This is a genomic window from Clostridium sp. AF19-22AC, assembly GCF_003479085.1.
GTDB classification, from domain to species: domain Bacteria; phylum Bacillota; class Clostridia; order Lachnospirales; family Lachnospiraceae; genus Faecalicatena_A; species Faecalicatena_A orotica.
Window position 1 is genome coordinate 44,721 of sequence record NZ_QUGN01000032.1, and the last position, 21,731, is coordinate 66,451.

Genomic DNA, 21,731 nt, shown 5'->3' on the forward strand with positions numbered 1-21,731 from the left:
TCGCATAAAATAGCAGGAGGAAGAAAATGTTAGTTTCGATGAAGGAAATTACGCAGAGAGCGTATGAAGATAATTATTGTGTTATTGCACCAAATGTAAATTGGGAAATTGAGGCGAGGGCGGCAATAGAAGTGGCTGAAGAAATGCGGGCACCAATGATTTTGGATTTTGTTTATGGCTGCCACCCGGATATTATATTTCTGGGGGAAATACTGACAAAGCTTGCGGAACGTGCAAGTGTTCCGATAGCTGTAAATCAGGATCATGGTGCATGTATGGCACATAATATTGCAGCAATAAGGGCTGGATTTACAGGAATTATGGTAGACCGGTCATTACTCTCTTATGATGAAAATGTAGCACAGGTAAAAGAGATGACTTCTATTGCGCATAGCGTCGGTGTAGGCGTCGAGGGGGAACTGGGACATGTAGGGGCTAATGATGAGAACGCGGATGACAGTTCTCTGTATACAGATCCTGACCAGGCAAAGCATTATGTAGATGCGACAGGCATCGATCAGCTGGCAATATCCATTGGAACAGCACATGGGGCATATAAGGGAAAGCCCAAGCTGAGGTTTGACATATTGGAGCGAATCAAAGAGACAGTGGAGGTGCCTCTTGTGCTTCACGGCAGCTCGGGAACCGGTGATGATTTGTTAAAAAAAGCTTGTGAGCTGGGGATTAATAAAATGAATATCTATACCGACTTACTGACAAGCGCTGCCCGGGAAGTACAGAAGATGGATCTGGAAAAGGATTTTCTCCTTGAGTTTTATCCGAATCTGATAAAAGGATTCAAACGCAGACTAAAGGAAGTCGTGGAATTCAGCGGGAGTGCAGGAAAGGTCTGGGAGGCCGGGGGCGGCATTTTAGATCGCAGGATTATATTTGATGAGGGTGAGGTAAAACAGTCACATTAACACACTATTCTTTATAGAAGGGAGAAATAGGTATGGATTTAGGATTTCGTGGAAAAACAGTAATCGTTACCGGAGGTACAAAGGGAATAGGAAGCGGGATAACAGAGGTCTTTGCAGAAGAAGGGGCGGACCTGATTGTAGATTACCGGTCAGATAAAGAAGGCAGTGAGGCTTTTATTCAGTCTATGCGTGATAAATATCATGCCAGAATATTTGGCGTTCAGGCTGATGTCAGCAAGCCGGATGATGTGATGCGTATCTTTGATTTTGCAGAAGAGACGTTTGGACATCTGGATGTTTTGATTAATAACGCGGGTGGGGGCATCACGACAATGATCTGGGACATTTCTCTGGAAGAGTGGAAGGAAAGTCTGGATAATAATGTGACAGGTATGTTCATGATGTGTAAAGAATTTGCAAAAAGAATGATTGCAAAGGAGCATAAAGGCTACATTGTGAATGTTTTAAGTAAGGCATCCCTTACGACAACGACGAAGGGCAGAGCATGCTATGTGACAAATAAAACGGCAGAAATGGGGCTTACGAAGCAGCTGGCGGTAGACCTGATTGACAAGGGGATTATCGTAAACGGAATCATGCCTGGGTCTGTTATGAACCAGATGATGTCGAAGTGGACTAAGGAAGAAATGGAGGCAAGGATTAAACGGTGTCCGACAGGAAGACTTGGACAGCCATATGAATTTGGCAAGATGGTTGCCTTTCTCGCGAGTGAACAGAACCAGCTCTCTGTTGGAGCCCCGGTTGATTATACTGGAGGGATGATGCTTGGCTTCTAGGACAAGGATAGATGAAAGGAGTAACTAGGATGGATAAAGTTCCGGTTGTGAAATTAGCAAATGGTGTGGAGATTCCCCAGCTTGGGATTGGTATGATGAATGCACATACCCAGGAGGAAATGGATGCGGCTGTATCCAGCGCGTTGGAGGCCGGCTATACGTCATTTGACAGTGCTTATTGCTATAAAAATGAAAAAGAACTGGGAATCTCCCTGCAGAAATATGCAAAAAGCAGACAGGATATATTTCTTACAAGTAAATCCAGAACACTAAGACATGCTTATCAGGATGCAATAGATACAGTGTATCAGCAGCTGGAAGATCTTCAGACAAATTATTTAGACCTGTATCTGATTCACTGGCCGCTGCCGGTTAAACCAGCATTATATCTTGAGGCATGGAAAGCCTGTGAGAAATTATATAAAGACGGGATTATAAGGGCGATCGGTGTAAGTAATTTCTTTGTCAGGCATTTCCAAAAAATTATGGAGGAATGTAAAATTATTCCTATGGTAAATCAGATACAATGCCAGCCTTATTATGAAAATCTGGAAGTTACAGATTTTTGCCGGGAGAATGGAATAGCCGTGGAATCATGGCAGCCATTAGGCGGTGGAGTTCTGCTTCAGGATGAGAAAATAGCCGCAATTGCGCACACAAGGGGAAAATCACCGGCCCAGATTATTTTGAGATGGCAGATACAGAAAGGATTTATAGCGATTCCGGGATCTGTAAAACCAGAACATATTAAACAAAATATTGATATTTTTGACTTTGAACTGACAGAAGGGGAGATGGATACAATTAATAAGATGGAATGTCAGCGACCGATTCTTCTTCCTATAGTGGATGAATATAATCCGGATGATTTTCCTATTTTATGGTAATTATACGCAGAGATGGGGAACATATCATAAAAGATATGTTTCCTTTGCGTATTTAGGCAGGCTGCGGAATTTTTGTCCCCCGCGGGAATTTGAAAATATGTACTTTGAAAATTAAATAGTGAATGGAAAATAAAAGCCATGTCTGTCTGTGTGAATCAATCTTGTAGAAAACGATTTTCGTATGATATACTTATAGAATACTATTGCTTTTTAAAAATAAGTTAAACGAAAAGAAATGGAGAAGCTTGATGATAGAACAATAAAGGGATGGAAGGGATGCGGCCATGATAAAAAGACAAGATATAATTTTAAATAAGGTAAAAGAGCTTTCTTTACAGGCACTTGAAAGGCATGAGGAGCCAGGAGTAACTGCACAGGAGGCGGCAGAACTTTTAAAGATGGACCGCGGAAATGTAAGCAAGGAGCTAAACCAGCTGGCTGCTTCAGAAAAATTGTTGAAAAAGGATGGAAGACCAGTCAGATTCAGTGATCCGGATACTTATGACCAGTATATTTTTCTTATAAACAGCGAAAAGATACAGCAGGCGTCATCGGAAGAAAGACAAGATGTAAATCCTTCGTTTCAGGATATTATTGGACAAGAGGGGTCATTAAAAATGCAGATTAAGCAGGTGAAGGCTGCGATGCTCTATCCGCCTCATGGTCTGCATACACTTCTGAACGGACCAACGGGTACAGGAAAAACAATGTTTGCCCAGAAAATGTTTGAATATGCCAGGCATATGAATATGCTCAAGCCAGATGCAGAGTTTGTGATATTCAATTGTGCCGAGTACGCAGAAAATTCCCAGCTGATTGTATCCCAGATCTTTGGACATAAAAAAGGGGCATTTACGGGGGCTGACAGAGATAAACCGGGATTGATTGAAAGAGCGGATGGAGGAATACTTTTTTTAGATGAAATCCACCGCCTTCCGCCAGAAGGGCAGGAGATGCTTTTCAGCCTTATGGATTATGGCAAGTACCGCAGGCTGGGGGAGACGGAACGGAACCGTGAGGCAAATGTCCTGATTATAGGGGCTACTACAGAGGATCTGGGGGTCGTCCTTTTAAAAACATTTATGAGACGGATGCCGGTTGTGATTCAGCTGCCGGCACTGGAGGAGCGTCCCTTATTGGAACGTCTGGAAATGATTGAGATGTTCCTTATGCAGGAGCAGAAGAAAATATCTGTTTCAATAAAAATAGAAAGAGAAGTGATTCTAAGCCTGCTTTTATATGAATGTACAGGCAATATCGGACAGATAAAAGCAGATATACAGCTTTTATGTGCAAGAGCCTTCTGGGAGTATAAAGTGGGTGAAAAACATACAGTAGATCTGGACAGGCAGATGCTGCCGTTTTATATAGAACAGGGATATCATAAAGCAGCAGAGTCGAGGAACAGCCTGATCCAGTTTCTTCTGCATGGTGAAGAACATTACATATTTACCATAGGAACAGATCAGGGTGAGAACAGGCAGAATATCATCAGTAAGAAATATCTGATTTTTCAGAAGTTTTACTCCAAAAAGAAGGGTGCAGAGCAAGAGCAGGAAATGAAAGACTATATTTCTTCTATGATTGAGAAAGAAAATGAAGACAGAAGAATATTTAGTAAAGATGCACTTAATAAAGTGATTACCGGAAAAGTATATTATGCGATTGAGGAAGCCCTGGAATTTGCAGAAATGAAGCTGAAAAGGGAGCTGTCCGATAATGTAAAGATCGGTTTTGCACTTCATATCAATGCCCTGATAGAAGGGATGGATAAGAAAGGGGATATCCTTGAGGAAAGGCTTCAGGAAATTATAAATGCTCATCCGAAGGAAGTAAAGGTAGCTAAACTCATATTAAAGATTCTGGAAGAAGAACTGAACATCAATATCAATAAAGGGGAAATCGGTTATACAACCATATTTTTATGTGCCAATGATGAAGACCGGGACGTGAGAAAAATCGGAACCATAGTAATTGCCCACGGAGATAATACGGCCCAAAGTATAGCTGATGCCGCAAACAGACTTCTGGATACCAGTCACTGTAAGTTTATTAACATGCCGCTGAGTGAAGATGTGGAAGAGGTATACAGGAAAGCCGCACAGATGGTAACTCGTGTGAATGAGGGGCGCGGGGTGCTTTTAATGGTGGATATGGGATCACTGAATATGTTTGCAGAAAGGCTGGAGGAGGAGACGGGCATTCCTGTAAAGTCTGTAGGGATGGTCTCTACACTGACAGTACTAGAAGCGGTTCGCAAATGTACTTCAGAAGATTCAGAAATAGAAGAAGTAGCAGATTATCTGGATCAGATGATGGTACGTATGGTAGAGGAGAACAAGAGACAGAAAAACACAGAAACATGTGAAACCAGAGCAGCTATTCTGGTAACGTGCATATCAGGAATGGGGGCCGCCAAAAAAATTGCAGAGATGGTAAAGGCTATTACAGGTCTGGAGGAAGAAGACCCTATTGAAATTTGTTGTATTGGGATCGATGGAAAAGATGCAGAAGGTACTTTTTTAGGAGGATTTCAGGAAAAGGAAGTTCTTGCAGTTGTAGGAACGGCGGATATTCAATTGGGGGCAGTACCTTATATTTCTGTAGATGAGATTGTAATAGGTTCCGGGATTGAACGGTTAGAGCGGATATTAAGTGGTAAAAATGCCGGGAAAAATTATTCTGAAAAGAATGGCAGAGCTGTTGATGAGCATGTTCTTACAGCTGCAATGCGTGAACTTCTGGAGTTTTTGGACGCTGAAAAGATTATGCCTATGATACTTGAAGGATTTTACCAATGCGAAAAACGTTTGGATATAAAAGATCAGGAAAACCGTATTGTGCGCTATACAATCCATGTAGCCTGTATGATAGAACGGCTCCTTAGAAAAGAGATATTACCATACCATGAAGTGGAAGAATATGAACGAAATCATTCTGAGGAATTTAAAGTAGTAGGTGAGACATTGGAGACGGTAGAAAAGATGTTTCGGATTGAGGTACCATTTACCGAGAAGGCTTATATAGTAGAACTCTTAAATGGGGAGGGAAAATCATGAGGTACTTGAAATATGTAAGAATTGATGAAAGGCTGATTCATGGCCAGGTTCTGATTAAATGGCTGGAGAAACATGAAAGTAAAAGGGTAATTATTATAGATGACGCAATTATGGAGAACCCTATATTGATTAGTGTCATGCAAAGGTCGCTTCCGAAGGAATGTAATCTGGATGTGTATGGATGTGAGGACGGGGCCCGGTTTCTTTCACAAGAAGTATTTCAATATATACCAATGATTTTGGTCAGGACGGTTTCTACATTAGTTTGTCTGGAAAAGGAAGGCATTTTATTTGAAAAGATTAATATTGCACGTATGCCTTATTCACCGGGAAAGGAAGAAATTTGTGAAAATGTTTATATGGACCATTCAGAAAAGGAGCTGATTCAATACTATTTAAAAAAGGGAAGCAGCGTGTATGTTCAGATGGTACCGGACAGTGAGAAAGTCTATTTGGGAAGGATAATAAAATAAGCAAGAGAAGGGAGTTTCCATACAAGCACAGGAAGCTCCCTTTTTTTAGAAAGTAGGTAAATATGGAGAAAACAAGATATAGATATGTAATATTAATTCTGGTCTGTATGTGTGGTCTCAGCGCCTGTTACTGCCAATACCAGATGGCTCCGATGGCTCAGAAGATAATGGATATTTATGGGATAAGCCGTCAGCAGTATGCAACGGTGTTTTCTGCACCAATGGTTCCTGCTATATTGTGTAGTCTTCCGGCAGGCATGATTGTTGACAAAATAGGTGCCAAAAGGATTGTTTTAATCTGTCTGATTCTTGCAGCGGCGGGACTGTGGCTCAGAATTTTTGCAAAAGGATATGTAATGCTGTACCTTTGTATGCTATGTCCGGGATTTGCAGCCACTTTTGTAAACGCAACGAATGCAAAAATTTTCAGGGAATGGTTCCCTGTCAGACAGACAGGACTGGCGGTGGGGATTTTTTTAGCAGTTAGTGCGCTGGGTATGACAATTGGAACGGGAACAACAGCAATGCTGCCATCCTTGAAAATTGCATTTATTCTGGCAGGTATACTCACAAGTGTTACTGCCGTCTGCTGGAAAGTTTTTATGAGGGAGAGAAAAGATGTGCTTTCTATGGAGGATGGTGTAAAGGGGGATACATTATCATACCTGAAAACGGCGGTTATGAATCGCGATATTATATTAGGGAGTATAGGTATAATGTGTACTTTTGGAAATTATATGGTAATTAGCACATACCTTCCGACAGTACTCGAGAATAAAGGTATGACGTCTGTATCCGCAGGAGCGACGGCTTCAGTGGTTTCAATAGGATATCTGGCCGGATGTATACTGGTGCCTGTATTTGCAGATAAAGTGGGGCGGATAAGGCCGGTTATTTTTGTGCTTTCTCTCATAGGGGCGGCTTTAAGTGCTTCAATTTATATCTTGCCGGCAGGGGCAGTACTTACAGCAGGACTTTTTATGACGGGGATATGTATAGGGGGACTGCTGCCTCTTTTTATGTCATTTCCTGTAAGGATATCTGCAATCGGGGCAAAAAGGGCCGGTACGGCCGGGGGAATTATTTCAACGTTTCAATTATTGGGCGCGGTAATTATTCCTAGTTATATTGTTTCTCCGATAGCAGGTGGCAATGATTTTATGCTATTTATACTAGGGGCATGCTTTAGCGCGGCAGTTTGTGTATTAGTTTTTTTCATGACAAAGGCAGTAGAATTATAAGAAAGGTGGCTGCATATGAATTTGGGATTAAGAGGAAAAATGGTGATTATATCAGGCGGGTCTAAAGGAATAGGGCTGGGATGCTGCAAGGTTTTTGCAGAAGAAGGGTGTAATATTGTTATGAACTTCCGTTCGGACGAAGAAGGGGCCAATAGGGAAGCACAGACATTGTACAGGCGATATGGCGTGAACGTCATGACGGTTAAGGCAGATGTTAGTGTGGAAGAGGAGGTAAAGAGATTATTTAACTATCTTGATGACGAAGGGGCAGAACCATGTTTTCTTATAAATAATGCAGCAGATACACGTGTGCGCCAGACTCCTTTTCAGGATATCGTGACAGATGACTGGCGGTATAGTCAGGAAGGGACATTAAACAGTGCTTTTTTTATGTCCAGGGAATTTGTAAAAAGGCTGATTATCAGAGAACAGTCCGGGAGTATAGTAAATGTATTGTCCAAGTCCGCTTTTTTGTCCAGCAGCATATATAATAGTGCTTATGCGACAGCAAAAGGCGGGCTTGCGGTGTTTACCCGTTCACTGGCAAAAGAAGTGGCAGCGAAAGGAATCAGGGTTAATGGGATTATCCCCGGTTATGTGAAGACAGAACGGAATTATCGGGATGGAGATCCCAGAACGGAAGAGAAAAGAAGAATACTTCCTTCGGGGGAGTTCGCTGCCCCTAAAGATATCGGCGCTGCCGCAGCTTTTCTATGCTCGGATGCCGTGCGGAATATAATGAATGGGGCATTGCTTGATTGTACGGGCGGGACATTAATATAGCGTATAAAAATGGTATGTCAGACAAGATTAGCTGACATACCATTTTTAAAATTATGAAAAATAGGAATCTGTGTTATAGTCGGTGTAGATTAATTTGCTGATTTCCATTCTGGACTTTAAAATGGATGTCGGGGACATAGAGAGTTCGTCAATCCCGTATCCGATGAAAAGGGGCTGAAGCTTTGTATCTCCGGCAGATTCGCCGCAGATTCCGCAGGGAATACCATTTTTATGGGCGGCTTCGATAGTATACCTGATCAGGGACAGAACTGCGGGATGGCGTGGATTATAAAGGTGGGCGACCTTTGGGTTGCCCCTGTCGGCAGCAAGTGTATACTGGGTCAGGTCATTTGTTCCGATAGAGAAGAAATCAACCTCTTTTGCAAAATCATCTGCCATAACAGCAGCACCCGGAACTTCTATCATCATCCCTACAGGGATTTGTGCACTGTAGCTGAATCCCTCTTTACTCAGGCTCGTTTTAACCTCATTCAAAACCGCTTTCGCTGTCCTTAGTTCCTCTAAGCTGGATATCATAGGAAACATAATCTGCAGATTTCCATAAGAACTTGCTCTTACTAAAGCTCGAAGCTGTGTGCGGAATAATTCCGTTCTGTCAAGACAGATCCGGATGGCACGATAACCTAAAAAAGGATTATCTTCCTTACTTAGATTTAATGAAGGCAATTCTTTATCTCCTCCGATATCCAGTGTTCGTATAATGACTGGTTTGGGATTCATTTTTTCTAAAACGGCTTTATATGCTTCAAACTGAGTTTCTTCGTTGGGAAGAGTGCCGCTGTCCATATATAAAAATTCGCTGCGGAATAATCCGATTCCTTCTGCGTCTGCATCTAACACTTTATCGACATCCTTTGGAACCCCGATGTTGGCAAAAAGAGACAGCTGATGTCCGTCTTTTGTAATTGTAGGTTTACCTCTATAGGTGTTATAAAGTGCATGCAGCTCGGTTTCTTCCTGCTTAGCTTTAAGAAAACGGTTTATGGTTTCCTCAGTAACTTCTGTTTCAACGGTTCCATTTGTGCCATCTAAAAGTACCTGCATCCCGGTGCGTAATACATGTACTGCATCAGGAATCATACTTACAGCCGGTATGCCCAGATTTCTGGCTATAATAGCAGAGTGTGAGGCAGGACCACCTGTTTCAGTGATAAATCCGGCTACCTTGTCGAGATTCATGCGTGCTGTATCAGAAGGCGTAATCTCATAGGCAGCAATAATATGGTTTTCTTCAAGGTTATTCAAATCAGTGTTCTGTATTCCAAGCAGATGTCTTAACAGGCGTTCACGGATATCTCTTGCATCAAGGGCACGGGCCTTCATATATTCGTCCCCCATGTTCTCAAACATGGAGATAATCTGATTGAACTGAAAGTCTGTTGCTTTTGCCGCATTCCAGTGATTATTACGGATTGCATCCGTGATTGGGATGACGAGGGAAAATTCATCTTCCAGTATTTCTTTGTGTGCAAGGAAAATTGCAGCATCATCTTTTGAAAGTGTCTGGCATGCCTTTTCGTAGAGAATGCGATTTTCTTCTAAAGCGCAGGTATGTGCATGGTTAAATCTCGAAATCTCTTGTTCCACATCTGTAATTGTATATTCCGGAACCAGTAGTGCACTTTTTTCAAGAACAATGACATTAGCTAATGCAGTTCCGGAAGATATTTTCAGGCCCTTTAACATAATGCATTCCCTCCTAACCTTTTATCTCTTCACCCAGGCCATTTTTAATCGCAGCCGAGATGAAATCAAGAGCCTTGTTTTCATCTGATCCGTTAATCTGCAGCTCAATCTCATCTTTGTATTTTACACAGGCTGAAAGAACAGAAAGAATAGATTTTCCATTATATATATTACCGCCTTTCGAAAAATGGACTGTGCTTTTAAATTGTCCTGTAGTCTGTACAAAATTACTTGCAGGCCTTGCGTGAAGACCGGAAGGATTCAGTACAGTAATTTTTTCGGTTACCATAGTAGTACCTCCTTAGCTGATATTAGTCTGAGTCCAGAAGCAGCTTTTTTAAATCAGCGACATGTCCGTCTTTGTCCTGAAATCTGGAGATTAAAAGTTCTGGAAGTATAGTACAGGGATACTGTTCCCTTAGATCCAAAACCGCTATCAATAAATCCATACTTAATCCGGAGAGTGCTTCGGCGCCGTATTCATGTGTATAGCAGGCCGCAATATTATAGGGCGTGCCTCCAAGAATATCAACGAGGAATAAGAATGAATATCCTGATAAATCAGCCATTGTTTTCGAGATTGACTCTTCATAGTCTTTTAATGACATGTCAGGCATAAGGGAAAAGGCTTTAATATCATTTATTTGTCCGCCTATTACCATTTCCGTGCTTTTTATAAGTTCCTGTCCCCATAATCCATGCGTTAAGATGAAAATAAAGGTTCTCTTCATATGCTGCTCCTTTTGATCCACATCTATATATGTAGTCTCAATTTATTATTTCGCAAAAATCATGCCAAGTTAGTGAGTCAAAATACTCACTGGTAACTGCGTCGGTCAAAACTGCCCTTAATCCCTAGTTCCTCACGGTATTTAGCAACTGCACGCCGGGAAACTTTTATATCCTGATTTTCTAACAGTTTTGCAAGTGCCTGGTCACTGTAAGGTTTTTTCTTATTTTCGGCAGCAATATATTCTTTGATATACTGTTTCACCAGAGCAGACGTAATATTACCCTGCTCATGGGAAGAGACAGGTGCAGTAAATAAATTTTTCATAAAAATGCTGCCGCCCGGATATTGCAGGTACTTTCCTTTTACAGCCCTGCTTACGGTAGAAGTATGAATTCCGGCTTTTTCGGCAACATCGGACATGGTCATTGGAACGAGGGACGCATGGTGTTCAAAGTAATCCAACTGTATGTCCAAAATTACGTTTGTGATAGAAATAACCGTTTTTCGGCGCTGCTCGATACTGTCCAGAATAAATTGTACCCGGGTCAGTTTGCTCTTAAAATATGTAATTAAATCAGGGTCTGTCGAAGTCTCCATCATCTTAAGATAATAGTCATTGACCTGATAGTTTTCAATCCAGGAGTCATTCAGCTGAATGGACCAGTCAGAAGACTCCTTTTTGAGAATGATGTCAGGAATAATAAAGCTGTTTTCACCGGAGTGGAAACCTGAGAGCGGATGTGGGTTCAGCCGCGCGATTAATTCTATATTTTTGCGGACTTCTACTGTGGGAATATGCAGATTGCGTGATATGTTACTTATTTTGCCGTCCGCTATATCCTGGAGATGACAGCGGATCATAAGTGTCAGGATTTCGGTATTTATATCCAATGCATCAAGCTGCCTGAGAAGACAGTCTTTGAGATCAGCGGAGAAAATACCATATGGTTCTAATTGCTGCAGTGTAACGAGACACTGCCGGACCAGTGATTCGGAAGCACCGGTTTTTTCGGCAGCTTCTTTGGCAGGCATGGTAAACAGGCCGTTATCATCCAGACATTCAATGAGATAAATAAAAAGTCCCCATTCCTGCCTGCTATAAAGTCTGCTGTCTAGCTGGCTTAAAAGATAATCACGAAGCAGATTCTCTTTCGGGGCGGCAAAATCCCGTGAGTGGTCATCATCGTCATCGACAGAGCTGAAACCTGCTGCACCACTGCTGTTTTGTGTTCCGTAATAAGCAGATAAAGGTTCTGCAATGCTGTCGCCGTATGGTTCTTCGTTATGGTCTAACAATGGATTTTCTAAATATTCAGTTTTTAAAAATTGATTCAGCTCAATGCTGTCCATAGCCAGAATTTCCAATGACTGAATCTGCGCCTGAGACATCTGCTGACGCTGCTGTAAAGTCAAATTTAAATTCATAAAAACACCACCTATTCTAATAAGTAAATAGTAGCATACAGTGAGAAAGCATGACAAGTGTAAAGATCATAAGGATAGGGGGATACAGGTTAATGAATTAGCGCTTGCAAGACGGCCAACTTCATGATATACTCCTTCTAAAAACATTTTAGGAGGAGTTATTTTTTATGGATTCAGACCCTGACGGGAACACGGTTATTTTTCAATTGTTACTTTTATTATTTTTCACTATCATGAACGCATTTTTTGCCGGGGCCGAGATGGCTGTGGTTTCTGTGAACAAGAACAGGATCCGGAGTCTGGCGGAGGAGGGTAATAAGAAGGCGGTTGTGATTCAGAGCCTCTTTGAGGATTCCACGAAGTTTCTTTCAACGATTCAGGTAGCGATTACATTTGCGGGATTTTATTCCAGTGCATCTGCAGCGGCGGGGATTGCCCCGGTACTTGCGGGATGGCTCGATAGTATCCACATACCTTACAGCACGGCCATCGCCAGAAACGGGGTGACCTTACTTTTGATGTTCTTCAACCTTGTGTTCGGGGAGCTTGTGCCGAAAAGGATTGCACTGCAGAAGGCGGAGACTTTCTGTATGTTTACTGTAATGCCTATCCATTACATCTCAAAGATACTTTCCCCGTTTATCAGGCTGCTTTCTGTCTCAACGAAGGGAGTGCTTAAGCTCCTGCGGATGAAGACGGAAGACCAGGAGGAGGCGGTGACAGAAGAGGAAATCAAAGCTCTTTTGAAGGCGGGAAATGAAAATGGAACATTTGAGGATGAAGAACGTGAGATGATCAATTCCGTCTTTTCATTTGATGACAGAAGCGCACGTGAGGTTATGGTGCCGAGGCGCGATGTTTATGCACTCGATGTGGAAGAACCGTTTGTCACGCTGGCGGACGAGGTGCTGGAATCCAGACATTCCAGAATTCCGATCTATGAAGGCAACATCGATAATATTATAGGAATCCTGCATGTAAAGGATGTCATGATCGAGGTTCATAAAAACGGATGGGATAATCTGGACATCAGAAAATTAATGAGAAAGCCATTTTTTGTTCCGGATACAAGGGATGCGGATGAATTATTCCGTGAACTCCAGAAACAACGCAGGCATATGGCTGTTCTTGTAGATGAATACGGCGGATTTTCTGGTATTGTTACTGTGGAGGACCTTGTAGAAGAGATCATGGGAGAAATCAATGAAGAATACGAGGAAGTCGTGCAGGAGATTATCATGCTGGGTGAAAATGAGTATCTGCTGGACGGCGGTGCGCTGGTGGATGATATTAATGAAGAACTGGGATTGAAACTGAAGACGGAAAATTATGATACATTGTCGGGCTACCTGATCGAGCAGCTGGGATATATTCCGGATAAAGACAGCCGGGAAAAGCTTACTGCCGGCGGGGTTGAGTTTACGATAGAAGAAGTCGGGGGGAACCGTATCAGCAAGGCTAGGGCGGTCCTTCCTGCATCCCCGGAAGGTACTTTAGAGACGGATCAGGATTCCTTAACGTAAAATGCTGCGGAGGGATATCATGCCCGGATCGGTTTTAACAATAACCGGAAAGTCCGCGGGCGAAATGAAAAATCTCTGCTTAGTTATTGAACTTACGTTAGTTCGCGGGTATAATAAAGCTGTATTTAGAAAAAACATGGAAGATAAAGGAGAGCCATCTTATGAAAATGTTATCAATCGAGCAGGAATTAAAGGGCAACTCTTATCCTGGAAGAGGAATCATCATCGGTAAGAGTGAGGACGGCAAAAAAGCTGTGACTGCTTATTTTATCATGGGACGCAGTGAGAACAGCCGTAACCGGGTTTTTGTGGAGGATGGAGAAGGAATCAGGACACAGGCATTTGACGAGTCCAAACTGACAGACCCAAGCCTGATTATCTATGCACCGGTGCGTGTTCTGGGGAACAAGACGATCGTGACGAACGGGGACCAGACAGACACCATCTATGAAGGTATGGATAAGCAGATGACATTTGAACAGAGCCTGCGCTCAAGGGAATTTGAGCCGGATGGCCCTAATTATACACCGAGGATTTCAGGAATTATGCATCTTGAGAATGGCAATTATAACTACGCCATGTCGATATTAAAGAGCAACAATGGAAATCCGGAAAGCTGTAACCGCTATACATTTGCATATGAAAATCCGGCTGCAGGAGAAGGGCATTTTATCCATACATATATGTGTGACGGAAATCCGCTGCCGAGTTTTGAGGGAGAACCGAAACTAATCTCTGTCCCGGATGATATCGGGGCATTTACAGACCTGTTATGGAACAGCCTGAACGAGGATAACAAAGTTTCCCTCTTTGTACGTTATATTGATATTGAATCAGGCAGTTATGAGACAAAGATTGTAAATAAAAATCAATAAGGAGCAAAAGACAAATGAAAGAATTAGAATTGAAGTACGGCTGTAACCCGAATCAGAAACCTTCCAGGATTTACATGGAGGACGGAAGTGAACTGCCGATCAAGGTGTTATGCGGACGTCCCGGATATATTAACTTTCTGGATGCATTCAATGGCTGGCAGCTTGTAAGCGAACTAAAAAAAGCAACCGGGCTTCCGGCGGCGACTTCTTTTAAACACGTTTCTCCGGCAGGAGCAGCGGTAGGACTGCCTCTGGACGAGACGCTGGCTAAGATTTACTGGGTGGACGATCTGGGAGAATTATCCCCTCTGGCATGTGCATACGCAAGAGCAAGGGGCGCGGACAGGATGTCTTCTTTCGGGGACTTCATTTCATTGTCTGATGTATGTGATGCTGATACGGCAAGACTGATCAAGAGGGAAGTTTCTGACGGCGTCATTGCCCCGGGGTATGAACCGGAAGCGCTTGAGATTTTAAAGCAGAAGAAAAAAGGCAATTACAATGTAATCCAGATTGACCCGGACTACGTTCCGGCTCCGTTAGAACGCAAAGAAGTATATGGAATCACATTTGAGCAGGGAAGAAATGAACTCGTAATTGATGATGAGTTTTTTGCAAATGTAGTGACAGAGAATAAAGAGATACCGGAATCAGCAAAGATAGACCTTGCTATTTCCATGATCACCCTGAAATACACACAGTCTAACTCCGTGTGTTATGTAAAGGGAGGACAGGCAATCGGAATTGGTGCTGGACAGCAGTCCCGTATCCACTGTACAAGGCTGGCAGGGCAGAAGGCAGATAACTGGTGGCTGCGCCAGTGCCCGAAGGTTCTGGAGCTTCCGTTCAGGGACGATATCAGACGTGCGGACAGAGATAACGCGATTGATCTGTATATCGGGGATGAATACATGGATGTTCTTGCAGATGGCGTATGGGAAAATACATTCAAAGTAAAGCCGGAAATATTTACAAGAGAAGAGAAGCGTGAATGGCTGGATAAGCTGACAGATGTCGCGCTTGGCTCTGATGCATTCTTCCCGTTCGGGGATAACATCGAGCGCGCCCATAAGAGCGGCGTGAAATATGTTGCACAGCCGGGCGGATCTGTGAGAGATGATAACGTAATTGATGTGTGCAACAAGTATCAGATGGCTATGGCCTTTACCGGCCTGCGTCTGTTCCACCACTAGGATATGCCATGTCAGTCAAGTTTGAAATACGAATGACAACGCAGACTATGTACAGTTTTATGCTGCATCACAATTATACACACCTCCCGGGAATCGTGGGGGTACTCTGCGGTGCAGTGATTTTTCTGATGGGAATCAGACAGGCAGAAGGCGGTAATACTGCAAGTGGTGTCCTTCTGTCTGCCCTTGCGGTCTTTATGATCGTATATCCCCCTGTTATGCTGTGGATACGGGCAAGACGCCAGGTTGAGGCTTCACCTGTATTTAAGGAACCACTTTACTATGAACTGACGGACAGCGGGGTGAAGGTAACCCAGTATGGATCTGAAAATGAGAGTTCCTGGTCAGAATTCCAGAGAGCTGTATCTACGAATCAGGCACTGGTACTGTATATGGATAAGACTCGTGCGGTCATTTTCCCGAGGGCGCAGATAGGAGAACAGTGGGCGGCGGTGGCAGAGATGATATCCACCCATATGCCGCCTGATAAGGTGCGGATCCGTCAGGTAAACTAAACTGGAAAGAGGATATGACATGGTACTGGAAACAAGGAGTCCCGAGCAGACATTCCAGATCGGAGTAAGGCTGGGACAGAAGGCAAAACCGGGGCAGGTGTATACACTGACCGGTGATCTTGGAGTAGGGAAAACTGTATTCACACAGGGATTTGCACAGGGACTGGAGATAGAGGAACCCGTGAGCAGCCCTACGTTTACCATTGTACAGGTATATGAAGAAGGGCGTCTGCCGTTCTATCATTTTGATGTATACCGTATCGGTGACATTGAAGAAATGGATGAGATCGGATACGAAGATTACGTGATGGGAGAGGGAGTTTCCCTGATCGAATGGGCGAACCTGATTGAGGAGATACTGCCCGAAAAGCGTACGGAGATTATTATTGAAAAAGATCTGGAACAGGGATTTGAGTTCAGAAGAATTACGATAGAAGAACTACCATGAAAAAGGATGCCGGTGTTGGAATCAGCACCGGTATGTCTGTATTATAGAGAGGAAATTAATTATGCGGGTATTGGCAATTGACAGCTCCGGGCTGACGGCGACTGTGGCAGTCGTGGAGGAAGACAGGACAGTCGCAGAATATACCATAGACTACAAGAAGACCCATTCACAGACTCTGCTGCCGATGATCGATGCGGTGGCAAAGATGGTTGAGCTGGATCTTTCGACGATAGATGCAATTGCAGTTGCCGGGGGACCGGGGTCTTTTACCGGGCTTCGGATTGGTTCTGCCACGGCAAAGGGATTAGGACTGGCACTTGATAAGCCGCTGATCCATATTCCAACGGCGGACGGACTGGCTTATCAGGTGTACGGATGTGAAGATATTATCTGCCCGATTATGGATGCCAGAAGAAACCAGGTCTATACAGGGCTTTATACATTTTCCAGAAAAGCAGGGGAAAAAGAAGGGACAAGGCGGGTTGAACCGGTATTTCAGGTAATGCGTATGCAGATGGCGGTTTCCATCGATGATCTGATACACCGGCTGAATACTTACGGGAGGCCGGTCGTATTTTTAGGGGACGGTGTGCCTGTTTACCGGGATACGATTGATAAGTATATTCAGGTGCCTTATTCTTTTGCGCCTTCTTATATGAACCGTCAGCGCGCGGCAGTTGTAGGGGCCCTGGGGATTAAGTATTTCAAGGCCGGGAAGTTTGAAAGTGCGATGGAGCACCAGCCGGATTACCTGCGAGTCTCACAGGCGGAGAGGGAACGTGCCGAGAAAGAAAAGAATGCGGAACTCAAATGCAGGACACTTCGTGCCGAGGATGCGGCGGCTGTAGCAGAAATGGAACATCAGGTCTTTGCGGACGCATGGAGTGAGAAAAGTGTGCTGGAGACAATCAAACTTCCGAATACGATCTGCATCGCGGCAGAAAAGGCCGGAAGGCTTGTCGGATATATGCTTGCCTACGAGGCGGCAGGAGAGGCGGAAATCGCCCGTATTGCCGTGGACAAAGAGATGAGGCGTCAGGGCGCTGGCGGCCATTTGATGCTGGCACTGGAAAATATCTGCGAGGAAAGAAAAATCAATAAACTGCTTTTGGATGTGAGGGAAAGCAATATGGAGGCCCGTTCATTCTATGAGGATGAAGGGTTTACAGAGGATGGCATCCGCCAGAAGTTTTATACAGACCCGGAAGAGGATGCAGTACTGATGAGCAGGGAGCTTGGAAGCACTTCCCACTAGGAAAGTGCCTGCCGGGCCGTTATAATGAAGGCGTAGCAAAAGCACACAACACAGGAGGAATTTGTATGCGCCAGTATCAGATGAAAGAAACAAAAGAAGTAAATAAAATTATTTGTAATAAATGTGGCAAAGAAATACCGGTTATAAATGGACGGGCGGAAGAAGGCGTATTCAGCGTGGATTACACATGGGGATATTTCTCTGAAAAAGACGGGGAGAAGCATTCCTTTGATCTTTGCGAAACCTGTTATGACGAACTGCTCCGTTCGTTTATGGTGCCGGCAGAAATAGAGGGATAATATGTTAGATGTATGTTTACTCGGGAGCGGCGGGATGATGCCGCTTCCTTATCGGTGGCTGACTGCACTGATGACAAGGTTTAATGGCAGCAGCCTGCTGATAGACTGCGGAGAAGGGACACAGATTGCGATTAAAGAAAAGGGCTGGAGTTTCAAGCCGATTGACGTGATCTGTTTTACCCATTATCACGGGGACCATATCAGTGGCCTGCCGGGACTGCTCCTGACGATGGGGAATGCTGACCGCCGGGAACCCCTTACCCTGATCGGGCCGAAAGGTCTGGAAAGGGTAGTTAATTCTTTGAGGGTGATTGCGCCGGAACTGCCTTTCCCAATCAAGTGTGTGGAGATTGAAGGTGCCTCCCAGACATTTGAAATGAATGGGTACCGTTTAAAAGCGTTTAAAGTAAATCATAACGTTTTGTGCTACGGATATACCCTGGAGATTGACAGGGCAGGAAAGTTTGACGTAGAACGGGCAAAAGAGCAGGGGGTGCCGCAGAAATATTGGAGCCGTCTGCAAAAAGGTGAATCCGTAGAAGAAGATGGAAAGCTTATGACGCCTGATATGGTACTTGGTCCGCCGAGAAAAGGAATCAAGCTTACTTATACGACAGATACAAGACCGACTGACTCTATCCGGGAAAATGCAAAAGGCTCGGACCTGTTTATATGTGAAGGCATGTACGGTGAAAAAGAAAAAGCTGCCAAGGCGGTAGAGTACAGGCACATGACTTTTTATGAGGCGGCGCAGCTTGCAAAAGATGCGGAAGTGAATGAATTGTGGCTGACGCACTACAGTCCCTCGCTTACAAGGCCGGAGGAGTACATGGACGAGGTGAGGAAAATTTTCCCGGATGCGAAACCCGGGAAAGATAAGATGTCTGTAGAACTGGCATTTGAGTAAAAAGAAACATCCAAAGCAGAGGTGCATTTTATGAAAGAAATCAGAAGTATAAACATACTGGCAATTGAAAGCTCGTGTGATGAGACTGCCGCAGCGGTTGTCAATAATGGACGGGAGGTTCGGTCTAACGTGATATCTTCACAGATCGAGCTGCATAAACTGTACGGCGGTGTCGTGCCTGAAATCGCGTCCAGAAAGCACATAGAAAAGATAAATCAGGTCATTGAGGAGGCATTAAAAGAAGCAGGGGCGACTCTGGATGACATAGATGCAATCGGGGTAACATATGGACCGGGGCTTGTTGGCGCACTTCTTGTGGGGGTGGCAGAAGCAAAAGCGATTGCATATGCAAGGAAGCTGCCTTTAATCGGCGTGCACCATATTGAGGGGCATATTTCGGCAAATTATATAGAACATCCGGAATTAGAACCTCCGTTTCTTTGTCTTGTCGTATCTGGGGGGCATACCCATCTAGTATGTGTCAAGGAATATGGCAAATATGAAATACTCGGCAGAACAAGAGACGATGCTGCCGGGGAAGCTTACGATAAAGTTGCCCGGGCAATCGGTCTGGGATATCCGGGCGGTCCGAAAATTGACCGGCTGGCAAAAGAAGGGAATGCAGAGGCCGTTAATTTTCCAAAGGCAAACATAGACGGTGCACCTTATGATTTTAGCTTCAGTGGTTTGAAGTCAGCGGTCCTGAACTATATCAATGGCTGCCAGATGAAGGGTCTGACTTATAATCCTGCGGACATTGCCGCATCTTTTCAAAAGGCGGTTGTGGACGTCCTGGTAGAAAAGTCGATGCATGCAGTGGAAGAATACGGGATGTATAAGTTCGCGATTGCGGGCGGGGTGGCATCAAACAGCGCCCTGAGAGAAGGGATGAAGAAAGCGTGCGAAGAGAGGGATATTCAGTTTTACTATCCGTCGCCCATTTATTGTACGGATAATGCAGCTATGATCGGTGCGGCGGCTTATTACGAATATCTTGCAGGAACAAGGCACGGATGGGATTTAAACGCGGTACCTAATCTGAAGCTTGGAGAACGCTGACCAGAGGTTTGAATACAGAACCCGGCATTGATATGAGGAGGAGAGAATATGGAAAAGGCACATTGTACAGCAATCGTACTGGCAGCAGGCCAGGGAAAACGGATGGGGACAAAAGTACATAAGCAGTATCTCGAACTCGCCGGAAAACCGGTCTTATATTATTCGTTAAAGGCTTTTGCATATTCAGATGTGATAGACGAGATCTATCTGATTACGGGGCCGGGAGAAGAAGAATACTGCCGTCGGGAGATCATAGAAAAATATGAGATCCCGAAGGTTACCAAGATATTGCCTGGCGGTGCACAGCGATATCATTCGGTATGGAATGGAGTACAGGAGATGGAAGAAGAGGGATATGTCTTCATCCATGATGGTGCGCGCCCGTTTGTCAATCATGAGATTATAGAGAGGGTTTTTCAGGAGGTGATTCATCATAAGGCCTGTGTAGTCGGCATGCCTGTGAAAGATACCATAAAAGTGGTGGATGACAATGAATTTGTGAAAAACACGCCGGACAGGAAAAGCCTGTGGATGATACAAACACCTCAGGTTTTTGAAAATCATTTAATAAAAGGTGCATATTCTATGCTGATGCGGGAATCCTATATCAATGTAACGGATGACGCGATGGTGGTAGAGCAGATGTTGAAGTACCCGATTAAACTGGTCTGCGGTTCTTATGAAAACATAAAAATAACAACACCAGAAGACCTGGATATAGCAGAAGTCATGATCGCCCGCAGCCAGGAGTGAAAATAATATGAAAATAATGTAAAAAAGGTGTTGACATATATTTCATGTATATGCTAGAATAACCATTGTCGCGAGAGCAGACAGAACAACAGAGCTTATTAGTGATAAAGACTGATAAGAATATGGAGAGGTATCGAAGTGGTCATAACGAGGCGGTCTTGAAAACCGTTTGTCCGCAAGGGCGCGTGGGTTCGAATCCCACCCTCTCCGTTAAAAGGAACTCTATTAGTGAGTTCCTTTTTCGATTATAAGGCAATACAGCATATTATGGGGGAATATCGGGAAGAAAATCAGCAAAAGTAAAGTGTCTGAAAATTAAGGGGAAAAATGGAAAGAGAAGAAAAATAAAAAATCGAAAAAAAGGACTAGACAAAGAGCCAGGATTCGTGTATATTAAATACCGGACGTTTTGGAGAAGTACCCAAGCTGGCCGAAGGGGCTCCCCTGGAAAGGGAGTAGGTCGTTAATAGCGGCGCGAGGGTTCAAATCCCTCCTTCTCCGTTTGTTTTATCAGTAACGAAAGGGATTTCGACATTGATAAAATAACATATCAGATTATGTTAAGAAAGATGAAAAATTTGTAAAAAAAGTTTTGAAAAAGTCTTGACAAACTGGTACAAGAAATGCTAATATGTTTAAGCTGACTCGCAAGAGAACAGCAAAACAAAGCAAAAAGAAAAATAAAAAAGTTCTTGACAAGAGAAAACGGATATGGTAAAATATAGAAGTTGTCGCTCTTGAAAAATAAGAACGAAAGAACCTTGATAATTAAACAATAGACAACAGATCCTTGAAAATTTCTTATTGAGAAAATTTTAAGAACAAGCATCATTATGATGCACCCATCACTGAGATTTATCTTGGTGGTAAGAACAG

At 43.7% G+C, this 21,731-nt stretch carries 21 protein-coding genes and 2 tRNA genes; 19 read left to right on the forward strand and 4 right to left on the reverse strand.

The window, feature by feature from the left end:
* Positions 1-26: 26 nt before the first annotated feature.
* The 7 genes from DWX43_RS24360 to DWX43_RS24390 all read left to right on the forward strand — a co-directional run bounded on the left by DWX43_RS24360 (position 27) and on the right by DWX43_RS24390 (position 8,163).
* On the forward strand, positions 27-923 hold the full coding sequence (locus DWX43_RS24360; protein WP_118622460.1) for a class II fructose-bisphosphate aldolase: 897 nt from the start codon (positions 27-29) through the stop codon (positions 921-923).
* A 32-nt stretch (positions 924-955) separates the two neighbouring features.
* Positions 956-1,720 (forward strand): SDR family oxidoreductase, encoded by a 765-nt coding sequence (locus DWX43_RS24365; protein WP_118622462.1) that lies wholly within the window; start codon positions 956-958, stop codon positions 1,718-1,720.
* A 29-nt stretch (positions 1,721-1,749) separates the two neighbouring features.
* The gene (locus DWX43_RS24370; protein WP_182440812.1) at positions 1,750-2,607 is read left to right on the forward strand and encodes an aldo/keto reductase; all 858 of its coding nucleotides are present in this window, start codon (positions 1,750-1,752) and stop codon (positions 2,605-2,607) included.
* Between the two features lie 284 nt (positions 2,608-2,891).
* A complete protein-coding gene (locus DWX43_RS24375; RefSeq protein ID WP_118622466.1) occupies positions 2,892-5,666 on the forward strand; it encodes a sigma 54-interacting transcriptional regulator in 2,775 nt (924 codons plus the stop codon).
* Entirely contained in the window at positions 5,663-6,139 is a 477-nt protein-coding gene (locus DWX43_RS24380) for a PTS sugar transporter subunit IIB (RefSeq protein ID WP_118622468.1), read from the forward strand. Before DWX43_RS24375 ends, DWX43_RS24380 begins: the two co-directional genes overlap by 4 nt.
* A 62-nt stretch (positions 6,140-6,201) precedes the next feature.
* Entirely contained in the window at positions 6,202-7,380 is a 1,179-nt protein-coding gene (locus tag DWX43_RS24385) for an MFS transporter (RefSeq protein ID WP_118622470.1), read from the forward strand.
* 15 nt (positions 7,381-7,395) lie between these two features.
* Positions 7,396-8,163, forward strand: a complete 768-nt coding sequence (locus DWX43_RS24390; protein WP_118622472.1) for an SDR family oxidoreductase — start codon at positions 7,396-7,398, stop codon at positions 8,161-8,163.
* A gap of 51 nt (positions 8,164-8,214) precedes the next feature.
* Here the strand turns inward: DWX43_RS24390 and ptsP are convergent, their stop codons facing one another.
* The 4 genes from ptsP to rpoN all read right to left on the reverse strand — a co-directional run bounded on the left by ptsP (position 8,215) and on the right by rpoN (position 12,028).
* Positions 8,215-9,870, reverse strand: a complete 1,656-nt coding sequence (gene ptsP / locus DWX43_RS24395; RefSeq protein WP_118622474.1) for a phosphoenolpyruvate--protein phosphotransferase — start codon at positions 9,868-9,870, stop codon at positions 8,215-8,217.
* A 13-nt stretch (positions 9,871-9,883) separates the two neighbouring features.
* A complete protein-coding gene (locus DWX43_RS24400; protein WP_118622476.1) occupies positions 9,884-10,159 on the reverse strand; it encodes an HPr family phosphocarrier protein in 276 nt (91 codons plus the stop codon).
* Positions 10,160-10,181: 22 nt separating this feature from the next.
* Positions 10,182-10,601: a PTS fructose transporter subunit IIA gene (locus tag DWX43_RS24405; RefSeq protein ID WP_118622478.1), complete on the reverse strand. Its 420-nt coding sequence runs from the start codon at positions 10,599-10,601 to the stop codon at positions 10,182-10,184.
* An 86-nt stretch (positions 10,602-10,687) separates the two neighbouring features.
* Positions 10,688-12,028 (reverse strand): RNA polymerase factor sigma-54, encoded by a 1,341-nt coding sequence (gene rpoN / locus DWX43_RS24410; RefSeq protein WP_109733953.1) that lies wholly within the window; start codon positions 12,026-12,028, stop codon positions 10,688-10,690.
* Positions 12,029-12,195: 167 nt separating this feature from the next.
* Here rpoN and DWX43_RS24415 point away from each other — a divergent pair, with 167 nt between their 5' ends.
* The 12 genes from DWX43_RS24415 (at position 12,196) to DWX43_RS24470 (ending at position 21,356) form a co-directional block, all read left to right on the forward strand.
* Positions 12,196-13,551 carry a hemolysin family protein gene (locus DWX43_RS24415; protein WP_118622480.1) on the forward strand — a complete coding sequence of 452 codons (1,356 nt, stop codon included), beginning with the start codon at positions 12,196-12,198 and terminating at the stop codon, positions 13,549-13,551.
* A 161-nt stretch (positions 13,552-13,712) separates the two neighbouring features.
* Complete coding sequence (locus DWX43_RS24420) at positions 13,713-14,426, forward strand: IMP cyclohydrolase (protein WP_118622482.1); 714 nt, start codon at positions 13,713-13,715, stop codon at positions 14,424-14,426.
* 14 nt (positions 14,427-14,440) lie between these two features.
* Positions 14,441-15,619, forward strand: coding sequence for a phosphoribosylaminoimidazolecarboxamide formyltransferase (locus DWX43_RS24425; protein ID WP_118622484.1), 1,179 nt, complete (start codon positions 14,441-14,443; stop codon positions 15,617-15,619).
* An 8-nt stretch (positions 15,620-15,627) separates the two neighbouring features.
* Positions 15,628-16,134, forward strand: coding sequence for a YcxB family protein (locus DWX43_RS24430; RefSeq protein WP_109733957.1), 507 nt, complete (start codon positions 15,628-15,630; stop codon positions 16,132-16,134).
* 19 nt (positions 16,135-16,153) lie between these two features.
* On the forward strand, positions 16,154-16,582 hold the full coding sequence (gene tsaE / locus DWX43_RS24435; RefSeq protein ID WP_109733958.1) for a tRNA (adenosine(37)-N6)-threonylcarbamoyltransferase complex ATPase subunit type 1 TsaE: 429 nt from the start codon (positions 16,154-16,156) through the stop codon (positions 16,580-16,582).
* A gap of 61 nt (positions 16,583-16,643) precedes the next feature.
* Positions 16,644-17,837, forward strand: a complete 1,194-nt coding sequence (tsaB, locus tag DWX43_RS24440) for a tRNA (adenosine(37)-N6)-threonylcarbamoyltransferase complex dimerization subunit type 1 TsaB (protein WP_118622486.1) — start codon at positions 16,644-16,646, stop codon at positions 17,835-17,837.
* A 65-nt stretch (positions 17,838-17,902) separates the two neighbouring features.
* Positions 17,903-18,136, forward strand: coding sequence for a hypothetical protein (locus tag DWX43_RS24445; RefSeq protein WP_109733959.1), 234 nt, complete (start codon positions 17,903-17,905; stop codon positions 18,134-18,136).
* Between the two features lies 1 nt (position 18,137).
* Complete coding sequence (locus DWX43_RS24450; RefSeq protein ID WP_118622488.1) at positions 18,138-19,043, forward strand: ribonuclease Z; 906 nt, start codon at positions 18,138-18,140, stop codon at positions 19,041-19,043.
* A 30-nt stretch (positions 19,044-19,073) separates the two neighbouring features.
* On the forward strand, positions 19,074-20,102 hold the full coding sequence (gene tsaD, locus DWX43_RS24455; protein ID WP_109733961.1) for a tRNA (adenosine(37)-N6)-threonylcarbamoyltransferase complex transferase subunit TsaD: 1,029 nt from the start codon (positions 19,074-19,076) through the stop codon (positions 20,100-20,102).
* A 48-nt stretch (positions 20,103-20,150) separates the two neighbouring features.
* Complete coding sequence (gene ispD / locus DWX43_RS24460) at positions 20,151-20,855, forward strand: 2-C-methyl-D-erythritol 4-phosphate cytidylyltransferase (RefSeq protein WP_118622490.1); 705 nt, start codon at positions 20,151-20,153, stop codon at positions 20,853-20,855.
* A 124-nt stretch (positions 20,856-20,979) separates the two neighbouring features.
* Positions 20,980-21,065: transfer RNA gene (locus DWX43_RS24465), tRNA-Ser, on the forward strand.
* Positions 21,066-21,266: 201 nt separating this feature from the next.
* Positions 21,267-21,356, forward strand: a tRNA-Ser gene (locus tag DWX43_RS24470).
* Positions 21,357-21,731 lie beyond the last annotated feature (375 nt).